Annotated in this window: 10 protein-coding genes; 9 read left to right on the plus strand and 1 reads right to left on the minus strand. The window is 69.5% G+C overall.

What is annotated here, in order from left to right; genetic code table 11:
* Positions 1–73 precede the first annotated feature (73 nt).
* A complete protein-coding gene (locus tag QZ607_RS20400; protein WP_295886432.1) occupies positions 74–325 on the minus strand; it encodes a hypothetical protein in 252 nt (83 codons plus the stop codon).
* 303 nt (positions 326–628) lie between these two features.
* On the opposite strand from QZ607_RS20400, the gene QZ607_RS20405 reads away from it, so the two are divergent.
* The 9 genes from QZ607_RS20405 to QZ607_RS20445 all read left to right on the plus strand — a co-directional run bounded on the left by QZ607_RS20405 (position 629) and on the right by QZ607_RS20445 (position 12,867).
* Positions 629–2,230 carry an alpha/beta fold hydrolase gene (locus QZ607_RS20405; protein ID WP_295886434.1) on the plus strand — a complete coding sequence of 534 codons (1,602 nt, stop codon included), beginning with the start codon at positions 629–631 and terminating at the stop codon, positions 2,228–2,230.
* A complete protein-coding gene (locus QZ607_RS20410) occupies positions 2,231–2,560 on the plus strand; it encodes a hypothetical protein (RefSeq protein WP_295886436.1) in 330 nt (109 codons plus the stop codon).
* A gap of 68 nt (positions 2,561–2,628) precedes the next feature.
* The gene (locus QZ607_RS20415; protein WP_295886438.1) at positions 2,629–5,319 is read left to right on the plus strand and encodes a mechanosensitive ion channel domain-containing protein; all 2,691 of its coding nucleotides are present in this window, start codon (positions 2,629–2,631) and stop codon (positions 5,317–5,319) included.
* A 275-nt stretch (positions 5,320–5,594) separates the two neighbouring features.
* Positions 5,595–7,619, plus strand: a complete 2,025-nt coding sequence (locus tag QZ607_RS20420) for a vWA domain-containing protein (protein WP_295886440.1) — start codon at positions 5,595–5,597, stop codon at positions 7,617–7,619.
* A gap of 48 nt (positions 7,620–7,667) precedes the next feature.
* Complete coding sequence (locus QZ607_RS20425; protein WP_295886442.1) at positions 7,668–8,450, plus strand: ABC transporter ATP-binding protein; 783 nt, start codon at positions 7,668–7,670, stop codon at positions 8,448–8,450.
* Entirely contained in the window at positions 8,447–9,703 is a 1,257-nt protein-coding gene (locus QZ607_RS20430; protein ID WP_295886444.1) for an ABC transporter permease, read from the plus strand. The genes QZ607_RS20425 and QZ607_RS20430 overlap by 4 nt, the downstream gene beginning before the upstream one ends.
* Positions 9,704–9,752: 49 nt before the next feature.
* Positions 9,753–11,558, plus strand: coding sequence for an SUMF1/EgtB/PvdO family nonheme iron enzyme (locus QZ607_RS20435; RefSeq protein WP_295886446.1), 1,806 nt, complete (start codon positions 9,753–9,755; stop codon positions 11,556–11,558).
* Positions 11,555–12,373 carry a YMGG-like glycine zipper-containing protein gene (locus QZ607_RS20440; protein WP_295886449.1) on the plus strand — a complete coding sequence of 273 codons (819 nt, stop codon included), beginning with the start codon at positions 11,555–11,557 and terminating at the stop codon, positions 12,371–12,373. The genes QZ607_RS20435 and QZ607_RS20440 overlap by 4 nt, the downstream gene beginning before the upstream one ends.
* 14 nt (positions 12,374–12,387) lie before the next feature.
* Positions 12,388–12,867, plus strand: a complete 480-nt coding sequence (locus QZ607_RS20445; protein WP_295886451.1) for a hypothetical protein — start codon at positions 12,388–12,390, stop codon at positions 12,865–12,867.
* Positions 12,868–12,935: the final 68 nt, after the last annotated feature.

Genomic DNA, 12,935 nt, shown 5'->3' on the forward strand with positions numbered 1-12,935 from the left:
TCCTCGCTGGTTGGAACATGGCACCATGTTCCAGCTCCGGCACGGCCCGGGATAGATGTATTTCGCGGGACGCTTACTGCGACCGGCCCGTATAGTAGGAGCCCGTGCGCGGCAGGCGCTCCACGCCGTACTCTCTGCACGGTGCCGCGACGTCGGCGGTATCCTCGTCCATGTCGATCCGCAGCACGTCGCCGGCCGCAAGCAGGCTGTCGTCGGTGCGCGGCAACAGGCGCCGGGCGCGGCCGGTGCCGCGCTCGATTTGATGGCGAACATGACGATTGCGGCCGCCAACAGCAGCAGCACGAGCAACAGTTCGGTGGGCCATGTGCTCCTCCTGCAAGGCGCAGCGACCAGCTGCGCGCGCTGGGCGGCGCGGGACGCTCGCACCGTCCTATCCGATGGGCGCGTGCGGCGCTGCCAAGGCCTCGCGGGCGCCACCCTGGGGCGCCGAGCCTGGGGGCGCCGAGCTGCGCTCGGCGCAGGCCGCCGCCAGGCGGCCTGTTTGCGGATTGCCGACGTTGAGCAACCCGGGGCGCCCTTGTCTTGCTTCGGGCGGGCTCGCCGAGCAGAGCTCGGCGCCCCCAGAGGCTCCCCAATGCCTTGCCCAGGGTCTCCCCCAGGCGCACTGATGCGCTTCTGGCCCGCGCTCTGCGCGCTGGCCCTGCTGGCGCTGGCCGGCTGCCAGTCGGCCCCGCCCCTGCAACGGGGCGGGGCCGCCGGCCTGGACGATGCCGAGTTGGCGCCGGCGCTGTCCGCGTCCATCCACGCGCTGGCCGACAACCGTAACCGGCCCGGGCCCTGGGCCCGCAGCGAAGCGCAGCATCGGCGGCTGCTCGCGGACAATCTGCCCCGGCTTCTGGACGCCGCTGAGCCGCCGCAGCCGCCGGCAGCGGACACGCCGCCGGACGCCCTGCTCGACCCGGCCGAGCTGGACCGGATCACCCCGGTCCTGCGCACCCGCGCCAAGCCCGCCGGGCTCGCACGCTCCGGCGTGGGCCTGCCCGTGGTGGCCAGGCTGCCGGCACCGCAGGATCCGAACGCGCCGCGGGCCGGCTATCACCTGCCGGCGACCCTGGTCGCCCAGCCGGCGCGCCCAGCCCCCGGCGACCTGGGCCGCAACGACCCCGGCGGGCTTGCGCCGGCGCAGACCGCGCCTTTGCCTGGGGTCACGGCAAAGCCGCCGACCGACCCCTGCTGCCGCGCCGCACTGGTCGACCCGGATGCGGTGCAGACGCTCGGCACGGCGTCCGCCACCCTGCCCGTCGCCATGGATCTTGACGCACCGCTACGGGCGACCCGGGCCACCGGCGTCCGGCCGACGGCGGCCATCGCCAACCTCATGCGACCGGGGCGCTTCACCGGCGAGCCGCGCATCGTCTTTCTCCAGCCCTTCGACGCGGACAAGATGCCGGTGGTGCTGGTGCATGGACTCCTGTCCACCCCCGGCATCTGGGAGCCCCTGGTGACCCGGCTGCTGGCGGACCCCCGCCTGCGCGACTGCTGCCAGCTTTGGTTCTTCTACTATCCCACCGGACAGCCGGTGCCGCTGTCGGCGCTGCAGCTGCGCGATGCGCTGGACGATGCCGCCCACGAGACCGGACTGAATCGCAGGATGCTGCTCATTGGCCACAGCATGGGCGGCATCCTGTCGCGGGTACAGGTATCGCGGCTCGGCCCGGCGCAGGCGCAGCAGATCCTGCCCGGCGTTGCCGACCTGTCGGACTACAACCGGGTGCGGCGGGCGTTGATTTTCGAGCCGCGCACGGACGTATCCAGAGTGGTCTTCCTGTTCGTGCCCCACCGCGGCAGCCAACTCGCCGCCAACGGCTTCGGCGCCCTGGCCATCCGCCTGATCCGGCTGCCGGACACCTTGCTGAACGAGACCGAGCACGCACTGAATCAGCTCGCGGGCGCGGAGTCGCGGCGCCTGCCGACGAGTATCCACGGCCTCTCGCCGCGCTCGCCCTTCCTGCGCACCCTGAGCACCACGACGCCGACGGTGCCGGTGCACTCCATCATCGGCAACCGCGGTCGCGGCGACGGCACCCGCGGCTCCGATGGCGTGGTGCCGGTGCGCAGCGCCCGGCTGCCGGTTGCCGAGTCCGAGCTGATCGTGCCCACCGGCCACGGCGGTTTCCATCACCCCGACGCGGTGGCGGAGATCAAGCGCATCATCCTGTTGGAGGACGCACGGCAGCGGGCCGAGGACGCCGGGCCGCCCCAGGGCTGAATGACAGGGCCGCCGGCCGCATCACCGCCCGCGGGTCAGGACGAAGCAGCGGCGCTGATCCGGCGTCTCCACGAAATGCAGGCGGCGGCTCCGGGGCAGCCCGGTCTCGGTCAGGCGCAAAAACAGGTCGTCGAAAAATTCCGGGGTTTCGAGGCCGAAGTTGTGGAAGTTCCGGGGGCGATTGACGGGGGTGACATCCACCTGAGCCAGTCGCTCGGATTCAGTACCATACCGCGCCCCAGACTCGGCTCCACGGCGATGTCGAAGCTGCCGAGCGTGATGATGATCCGCAGTCGTTTTCTCGCCTCCAGCACCGGTCCGCTCCGGTGAAAATCCCATCATACCCAGAGGACACCAGCACAGTGACAGATTCGAGCGCCGCGCCGCGCCCAGACAGCATGTTGTTTCGCAGTGCGGCTGCGATGGCCCTGGGCCTGGCACTGCTCTTCGGGCTCAGCGCAGGCGCGGCCGAGGACGCCGGCTCCGCGACCGGCGAGTCAGCGGCCGAGGATGCCGACGCGGCGGCGGCAGCCACCGGCGATGCGGAGAATGCGGGCACGGCGACAGCGGCCCTCCCCTTCGACCCGGCACTCGTGGGGCTTCCCGGGCTGCCGGCGACCCTGGACAAGCCGGAGGACTTCGAGCGCGCCCTGACACTGATCGACGCGCGCCTGGAGGCCTTGCGCGCGCCACCCGAGCAACCGCCGACGGACGAGCGTCCGTCAGAGCAACCGCCCGCCCCCTCCGAAGCGATGGCTGATCAGGACGTGGGCATCGAGAGTGAGCTGTCCGAGGACGCAGCGACCGGCGCCCGGGACACCGCCGAAACGCAGACAACCGACCCGCGCATCGCCCTGCTCGAAACGCTGCGCTTCACCATCGAGCGCCGCGCCGCCCTCGTAGAGCAGGCGGCAACGGCGCGCGCCTCCCAAGCATCCGAGCAGGCGAGGCTTGCGCAGATCCAAGACGAAGGCATCGATCGCGAGGCCCCCATCGCCATCACCGTGCTTGACGCGCTCCGGGCAGAGCTGGCCCTGGCAGGGGCCAAGGAGGGGCACGCGGAGCGCCGCATCGGGTCAGCGCGCGCACAGCTGGAAACCACCGAGCGGGCACTGCGCCAGGCGCAGCGGGTGCGCCGCGACGGCAGAGATGCCCTCGCCGGGGCCGACACGGCAGACCGGGCGCGCCTGACACTCGCGCTGGAGGTGGCACGTCTGGAGACCCTGCTCGCGCTGCAGGATCACGCCGCCGCCGAGGCCCAGCTCGCGGCGGCGCGCGCCGAGGCCACGCTGGCCGAGACCGAGCAGAAGCGCCTGGCGGCCGAGCTGGCACTGCTGGGCGAGCGGGCCGTGCTCACCGAGGATCAGCTCGCCGCGCGGCTTGACACGCTCGGCGAGCGGGCGGAGGCCCTTTCCGCCGAGATCGACTCCCTGCGCCGCCGCGGCCACACCGCGGAATCCCGGCTGTACCGCATCCGCCGGCGCCTGGAGCAGGCGCAGACCGACGCCGAGCGCAGCGTCCTGAGCGAGCGGGCGGCGGCGCTCGAGGCGCAGGCCGAGGCCGCCCGCGTCGCAGTGGATTATCTCCAGCGCGCGGTGCTGAATCTGCGCGAGATGCGCACGCTCTGGGAGCGCAGACATAGGCTGCTGACAGATCCGGACCGCGCCGAGGTCAGCGCCTGGCTCGGGGCGAATCGCAACACCATCCTGGAGAGCAGGGACAGCATCAGCGTGCTGGAGACGGAGCTCAACAACATCCGCACGGCCTATCTGTCCCTGTCGAGCCGGCTCGCCGACAGCACGCTGAAGCCCGCGGTGGAGAACGCCCTGCGCCAGCGCCGGGAGGCGGCCGCCGAGGTGGAGCGCGCGGCGCGGCGGCTGCTGGAGACCCAGAACGAGCTGGCGTCACTGGCGCGGCGGGTGCAGGAGCAGCTGGAGCCGCTGGTGCGCGAGCGCACGCTCGCGATGCGCTGGCAGCAGGCCCAGGACCAGCTCCGTGATTGGTGGCAGGCGGATCTGCTGGTGGTGGACGACCAGGCCATCCGCGTGCGCGATGCCGTCATCGCGCTCATCGTCTTCTGCGTCGTCGTCGCCGGCACCTGGGTCGTCAAGCTGGCGCTGCGCCGCGCCCTCGCGCGCCGGATGCCCAGGCTGCAGGAGGAACAGCAGGGCGGGCTGCGGCTGCTGCTGTCCACCCTCAGCCGCCACACCAGCCAGATCTTCGTGCTCATCGTCGCCTTCTATGTCGCCATGGCCGTCTCCGGCCTCGCCGGCGGCAAGCTCCAGAGCTGGCTGTGGACCCTGGTGGTGGTGGCGCTGTATCTGCAGATCGGCCTGTGGGTGAACGCCGCCGTGGTGGACTACTTCCAGCGCCGGCGCAGCCGCCTGGAGCAGCGCGACCCATCGGCGGCCACCGGCTACGGCCTGCTGCTGTTCTTCCTGCGCGTGGGCATCTGGATCGTCGTCGGCGTCTCTGCGCTTGCCTACTTCAAGTACCCCATTGCGGGCCTCATCGGTGCCCTCGGCGTCGGCGGCATCGCAGTGGGTCTGGCGGTGCAGAACATCCTGGGCGACATCTTCAGCTCCATGGCCATCGTGCTGGACAAGCCGGTGCGGGTGGGCGATTTCATCATGTCCGGAGAGACGCTCGGCGTCGTCGAGCACATCGGGGTCAAAACCACGCGCATCCGCAGCCTGTCCGGCGAGCAGGTGGTGCTCTCCAACACGGACCTGCTTTCAAGCCGCGTGCACAACTTCAAGCGCTTCGAAGAGCGGCGCGTGGTGTTCGAGGTCCGCGTGGTCTACCGGACGCCGCGCAGCGATCTGGAGCGGATACCCGAGATGCTCAGGGCGGCGGTGGAGGACGTTGCCCAGGTCCGCTTCGATCGCGCCCATTTCACGGAATTCGGCAGCTATTCTTTGAATTTCGAGGTGGTCTACTACGTGCTGAGCCCGGATTTCCTGCTCTACCGGGACATTCAGCAGGCCATCAACCTCGGCATCCACCGCCGCTTCGAGGAGGCCGGCATCGCCTTCGCCTACCCGACGCAGGTGCTGATCGTGCACAACAGCCAGGCCGCCGCGGCGTAGCCCGGCAGGGCAACGCCAGCCAGCACTGCGCGTCCGGGGTATGCCTGGCGACAGCCGCGCCGAGCCGGCGAGCGCCGGAGGGCTGCGAATATGCGTTGCGTCCATGCATCGATCCTCGGTAGAGTTCAGGGGAAAACCGGGGGGATGGCTCATGCGGTCGCCGGGGCGCAAAGCCTGTCCCGCTGAAGAGTATGAGGTCGCGACCGCTTTGCTCGACAGCCGCGGGACGGAGTCTGATTCGCAGCCGCAGTCGCGATTGACAAGGAGTTGCAGCAATGACCAAGCCGCTCGTCGCCATGGTGCTCGTCGCGCTGCTTGCCGCTCATGCCGCGGTAAGCTTCGGTGAAAATCGGGCACCGCTGCTCCAGGACGGCAAAGACACCCTGTACCGACGGGTGCTGACCCGCCCGGGTGCTGTGCTGGTGGTGGAGCCAGGCGGCACCGGTGGGACGCCGGTGGACGCATTCACACGCTGGTACGTGTACGGTGAGCAGGACCGGGCCGGCACGCGATGGCTTGAGGTCGGCGCCGATACCGAGGGCGCCCGGCTCGCCGGCTGGGTGAAGGCCGACAAGACCGTCGCATGGCGGCAGCAGCTGGTCGTGGCTTTCACCAATCCCGCCGCGCGCGAGCGCGCACTCTTCTTCGACGACTGGGACAGCCTCGCCGCGATGATGGCGCTGGAAGCCCCCGCGTCCGAGCTCAGGCCGCTCACCCGACGCCTCGTGGACGGCGGCACGGACCCACGCGTAGTCGCGATCGAGCCGAACCGACACATCGACATCAACGACCGCTTCTACCTGCTGCCGATTCTCGCTTTCCAAGAGTATTTCTCCGACTCAGGACATCTGCTCCGCGGCCTGAAGGTCGCATCGGTCACCAAGGTAGCGTCGGTCACCCCGCAGGGGCACCGGCAGACGCCGCCGCGACAGCCACGGAGCAAGGGCCTGTCCGCGGCTGACGCCAAAGGCAAGGTACGCAAGCTCGCGCCGTTTCGCGCAGCGGTGGTCTTCGTCATCGATTCCACCATCTCCATGCAGCGGTACATCGACGAGGCCCGGGAAGCGGTCGAGGAGGTGTACCGGAAGGTCCAGGACTCGGGTCCAGCAGATCGGGTGACGTTCGGGCTGGTCGCCTTTCGCGCCCCCAGCGACGACCCGGCGCGCAGCAGCAGGCTGGAGTACGTGGCGCGGATGTTTGTCGATCCTGCTCGTGTGCGCAGCCCGGCGGATTTCCTGGCGGCGGCCGCAGCCGTGCGCGAAGCGCAGACCACCACCGACCACTTCGATGAGGATGCCTTTGCCGGCGTGCAGCTGGCGCTGGACGAGATTCCATGGTACCAGTTTGACGCCCGCTTTCTGGTGCTGGTCACCGATGCCGGTGCGCTCGAAGGCGATGCGTCGACCACCGGCCTGCGCGCCGCAGAAGTCCGCTCCGCAGCAGCCGCAAAGGATGTCGCCCTGGTTGTGCTGCACCTCAAAACGCCCCAGGGCAGGGGTAATCATGCCCGGGCGGAGACACAATACCGTACCCTGGCCGACAATCCGGCGATCCAGGACTCCCTGTATATTCCGGTCAAGACGGGCTCCGTTGGCCGCTACCGCCAGGCCGTCGCGGCACTGGCCGGGACCGTGACGGAACTGATTGAGCGCGCGGCGAGCGGCGCGCCCCCGCCGGCACGCTCAGCGCGCGCAGGCGACACGACACCCGCGGCGGACGACGAGGCGGCTCGAGTACGCGACCTCGTCGATCGGCTCGGCCACGCCATGCAGCTCGCCTACCTCGGACGCCGGGAGCGTACCGCCGCACCGGAGGTCTTCGAGGCTTGGATCAGCGACCGCGACCTGGCTCAGCCGACGGTGCGCACGGTCGAGGCCAGGGTGCTGCTCACCAAGAACCAGCTGAGCACACTGCACGAGATCCTCAAGCGGGTCCTGGACACGGCCAACGCCGGACTGCTGGAGCCGGACGCCTTCTTCGATAACCTGCGCTCGCTCGCCGCTCAGTACACGCGCGACCCGCGCCTGGCTGACAGGGCCGATGCCCGCTCGCTGGCAGATCTTGGTCTGCTCGCCGAGTATCTGGAGGGGCTGCCGTATGAGAGCGAGGTCATGCGGGTGGATCTGGACACTTGGTCCCGCTGGGGCGTACAGAAGCAGCAGGACTTCATCGCACGGATCAAGTCAAAACTGCGCCTGTACGAAATCTACAACGCCGATGCCGACCGCTGGGTGAGTTTGGCGCCGGACAGTCCTCCAGGGACGCAGGTTTACCCGGTGCCTCTGCTCGACCTCCCGTGACACAGTCGGATGTCTGGCATGATGGAGTGCTCAGCCGGCCTTGCCGAAATGGCCACCACAAGAGGCGGCCTATCTCCACGGCGCCGACCGGCGCCTGGACGGAGGCTCCTGGATATCCAGGACCTGCATTGTCGGCGCGGCGACGGCGTACGCGCCTACCACGTGGCGCTGCCGGATCTGCGCTTGGCCACCGGCGAAGTCATTGCGCTCACCGGCGCCAGCGGCAGCGGCAAGAGCACGCTGCTTGAGGTGCTCGGGCTGGCGGCACCGCCAGCACGCGCGGGACGCTTCCTCTGGTACGGGGGCGAAGGCGCGCTGGATCTCGTCGCGCTCTGGCAGCGCGGGACGGAGCGCCGCCTGGCGGGCTTGCGTGCGGCGCGCATCGGCTTCGTCATGCAGACGGGCGGATTGCTGCCTTTCCTGACCGTCCGCGAGAATCTGCTCATCAACCGACGGCTGTTAGGGATGCCGGAGGAAGACGACCACGTGGCACTGATTGTGGACAGCCTGGAGCTGGGCGACCTGCTCGGCGCGCTGCCGGCCGCCTTATCGGTGGGACAGCAGCAGCGCGCATCCATCGGTCGGGCACTGGCTCACCAGCCGGCGCTGCTGCTGGCCGATGAGCCCACGTCGGCCCTGGATCCACGCCTGGCGGACCGGGTGTTGTCTCTGCTGCTCGATCTCGCCCGCCGCAGCGGAACCGCTGTCGTGCTGGCGACGCACGAGCAAGGGCGCGTACGCAGCCTGGCGTTGCGCCGATTCGCGGCAGAGCTGGAGCCGGCCGCCGATGACGCCCCTCCCGCCGCGCGCTTCGTGGAGCCGGCAGCATGACCCCCGCCGCCGCGTTCCCCACCCCGGGCCTTGTTACCGCGCTCACCGAGACCTGGCGGATGGCCTGGCGCGACCTCGTGCACGACCGCCGCGCCGTGCTCGTCTTCGTGCTGACGGTCGCCGCCATCGTTGCGCCCTTATTGCTCCTGTTGGGACTGAAGAACGGCTTCATCGACACCCTGCGGCAGAATCTGCTGCGGGACCCACGTAACCTGGAGATCATCGTCTTCGGCAGTTCGGAGCTGTCGCGGCCGTGGCTCGACGCGTTGGCGGCGCGCGAGGACAGCCTGTTTGTGGTCCCGAAGACGCGCACCATCAACGCCAGCGTGGATCTGCTGGACCGCGAGCGGCGGCTGCATACCGCGGTGGAAGTCCTGCCCACCGGACCCGGCGACCCGCTGCTGCCGCAGGCGCTGAACGCACCACGGGAGCCCCGCCAAGTGCTCGTCAGCTCGATCCTGGCCGAGCGCCTCGGCATCCAAGAGGGTGTACCCGGCAGCGTTGTTGCCGTGATCAAGCGCCGGCACAACGGCCGCGCCGAGCACGCCCGCGTCCCCCTGGAAGTGCTCGGCATTGTTCCGGAGCGGCATTTCCCCCGCCCCGCGATCTTTGCTCATCCGGCGCTCCTGCTCGCCGCGGAAGATTACCGAGACGGCGTTCGGCACCTCGACGGCGACCCGCCCATCCGCCCCGAAGACGCGGATCGTCGCAGCACCTTCGCCAACGCCCGCGTTTACGCCAGCAGCCTCGACGCGGTTGCGGGTCTGGCCGGCCACATGCGGGCTCACGGCATCGAGGTGCGTACCCAGGCTGAGCGCATCGCCGCGGTGCAGGCGCTCGAGCGGACCCTGTCGTTGCTGTTCCAGGCGCTTGCCGGCATCGGCATCGCCGGCTGCGTGCTGGCCCTGGGCGGAGCGTTGTGGGTGAGCACAGAGCGCAAGCGCCGCGCCGTGGCCATGTTGCGCCTGTTCGGCGCCAGTCGCCGCTCTGTGGCGGCCTTACCGGTCCTGCAGGCCGTGGTCATCGCCGTCGGCGGTCTGCTGATCGCCTTCGGCGTGTTCGCCATCGGCGCATCCATCTTCAACGGCCTACTCGCCGCATCACTCGGCGACACCCGCTATGCGGCGAGACTGGGCGCGGGGAACCTGCTCGCTGCAATGGCCGCAATGTTGTTGGTCGCGATCCTTGCATCGAGCGCGGCGGCATGGCACGCCTCGCGCGTAGCACCGGCGGAGGCCCTGCGTGATCCTTAAAGCATACTGGAACGACGCCGCGAGCCATGCTGCGCCACGCCCGTGGGCCATGAGATTCACGCTCGTACTGATGACGGCAGCGGCACTCACCCCATCGGCCGGCGCCGCTGCGCCCAAAGCCCATCCCGGAACCCATTCCGGAGCCCGTCCCAGCGCCGCCGCTGCAAGCCCCATCGACTGGCCCACCAAGCTGTACAACCCACATGCGGCCAAGGGCGATGTGCTGGTGCCCATGCCCTGTGGCGGGGCCATGACCTTTCGCGCCGTCGGCATCGACGGCGACGGCAGCAGCACAGGGCCACTGCGCGATCGCGTGGTCGAGCTCGGCAGCGACGCGGAAGAGACGGGTTATGCCGAGTACCGCCGCATGGCGCCGATCGCCGGCAGCTTCGGCGCCGATGAGCTGGGCAGCGCATCCGGCGTCGGCGACCGCAGTCTCCTGATCGGCAAGTACGAGGTCAGTACGCTGCAATTCGCTGCCGTGACGGCCGTGGCGGCGGATGCCCCCTGCCCCGAGCCCTCAGGACGTGGACGCATACCGCGTGGTGGTGTCGGCTGGCATGACGCCATCGACTTCGCGCACGCCTGGTCGCTCTGGCTGCGGCAGCACGCGGGCAGTCTCACCGACTGCGCCGACAGCTCAGCGCACGAGCCCTGCTTGCCCCGTGTTGACAGTGAGGCCGCTTTCGTCCGCCTGCCCACGGACGCGGAATGGGAGTACGTGGCCCGTGGCGGCGACAAGGTCAGCCCCGCCGATTTCCGCGAGCCGCGGTTTCCGATGCCGGAGGGCATGGAGCGCTATGTTTGGTTCAGCGAGAGCGCCGAGGGTCGGATCAGGCCCATCGGGGTCCTCGCCCCAAGCCCGACGGGCGTACATGACATCCTGGGAAATCTCGAGGAGATCGTGCTCGATCCGTTTCAGCTGCGCCGCCTCACCCGCGCCCATGGGCAAGTCGGCGGCTACATTGTGCGCGGCGGCAGCGTCCATTCCGGGCGCAGCGAGGTGCGGGCGTCTTTACGGCGCGAGGTGCCCATTTACGACGACCGCGGGGCCGTTGCCACCGCCGACACCGGGCTGCGGGTTGTGCTTTCGGCGCCTGTGCTCACCAGCACCGAGCGCCTGGCCGCCGTGCGCGAAGCCTGGTCGCACCTCGGCACCGACCCCGCGCTGCGCACGAGTGCCGAGGACCCGGCCGCGATGCCGACGGCCGCGCAGCCGGTTGCGGCGTCGGCAGATATGACGTCGGGGGCGGTCGCGCCGGCCCAAGCGGCATTGAGCGCAATGCCCTACCAAGACCCGATGATCGAGCTGAGTCACTTGGCGCGCGTCGCCGACGATGCCGCGATGGCGGCCCGCCTGGAACGCTTGCGTGGGGTGATCCGCGCCAGCGCCGAACGCCTGCATCAACAGCGCGCTCGGGCCGCACGCGAGGCGCTGCGCTTCGGGGGTCTGTTGTGCCAGCGCCTGGCCATGGAAGGCCACAATCTCAGCCTGCGCGAGCGGCGGCTTGAGCTGTGCACCCAAAACCCGGCCTATGGACCCGAGCATCCACGCTGTCTCGCCAATGATCGGCAACTCGCCGATGACCGCAAGGCATTCCAAGACAACGCCGATTTTTATGCGGATACCGTCATCCGGACCTCGCGCACCTACCCGGACAGCCTCGCCGTGCTCCAGACCGAGCTGGGCGCACTCAAAGACGAGCGGATCGCCGCCGGCGCTGACCCCCGTGTATTCAAATACAATACGGTGTTTTTTGGGCAAGTAAGCAACTATACCGACGCTGGGCGCGTGCGCCGAACGCCATGGCGTGAAGCCTGCCGCGCGCTCGGACGGGACCTGCTGACGGATTGACACTGGGGCTGCCGGCGCCAGCCGGCAGCAGACATCGGTACGTCTATGAGGACGATGAGGGAAAGACGATGAAGCGAGCCAAGCTCTTGAACGCACCAGCTCCGGCCATCCTGCCGACATCCCTGCTCATCGCCGCCTTGGGCGGCCTGAGCGGTTGTGTCTCCACCTTGCCATCGGGTACGCCCGAAGCCACGCCGGCCTCCTATACGCCGGCAGAGCGGAAGCTGCGCAGCGAATCGGAGCAGTTCGCCAAGACCTCGATGCAAGGCTGTCTCGCGGGCGCCGCCGCGGGCGCACTGATCGGGGCATTGGCGGGTGGGGACAGCGGTCGCAACGCCTTGATCGGCGCAGCCGGCGGCTGTGCGGCCGGCTTCGCCGTCAATGCGTACGTGCAGAATAAGCGCAGTGAGTACAGCGATACTGAAGCCCGAATCAACGCGATGATCGCGGACGTCCGCGCGGACAACGACAACATCAGCGGTCTGATCAACATCACCCGGGACGTCATTGCCGAAGACAAGGAGCGCATCGCGGCAGTCAACGCCAAGATCCGCAGCAACGAGATCTCCGCAGCCCAGGCCCGCACTGAGCTGGCGCGGGTCAGGGAGAATCGCCGGGTGCTCGGCGAAACCATCGGCGGCATCAAGGACAAGCAGGCGGGCTACGCTGAGGCGGCCAAGGTGGAGCGCGGCGCCGGCGCCGACACGACCAAGCTCGACGCCGAGATTCGCGAGCTCAAAGGCAAGGTCGCCACCCTGGAGGCCGAAGCCGAGCTCATCGACCAAGAGATCGCGGCCAGCCCGGTCGCCGCCTGAGGGAGCCATCGACGATGATCCGTACCCGACCCCTGTTCATCGCGTCATCAGCCCTGCTGCCCACGCTGCTGGCATCGGGCTGCGCCACGACCCCCGGCGCCTGCGACCCGACCCGCGCAGACTTCTTCTCCAACACCAGTTGCCTCGCCTCCGGTGCCTATCGGCAGCGCCAGCGTGATCTCCAATCCGAGCTGAGTGCAGAACAGGAGCGCAACCGGGCGCTTAAGGCGCTGCTCGCCGACCTCGAAGCGGAGCAGGCCGACGTGCGCTCAGACCTGCGCGCACGGCAGGCCGCGTACAATCGCGCCCGGGCCAATTGGCAGCGCCTGAAGCAGACCTTGGCCGCCGAGCGCAGCGCCAATGCAGCCTTGGACGCCCGGGTACGGCAAATCGACCAGGACTTCGGCAGCGCCGTGTCCGGCAGGCAGGCCGAGCGCGATGCCCTGCTCAACCAGGTCCGTCTGCTGGAGCAGGAGTTGGACGCCGGCGCTTAGGCCGGAGCCCGCCGCTGCCAGCCCCTCCCCGCCAACCGAAGCACTCGAGCACCCGGCCGTGACCGCAG

The organism is uncultured Thiohalocapsa sp. (assembly GCF_913063425.1).
Classification (GTDB): Bacteria; Pseudomonadota; Gammaproteobacteria; order Chromatiales; family Chromatiaceae; genus Thiohalocapsa.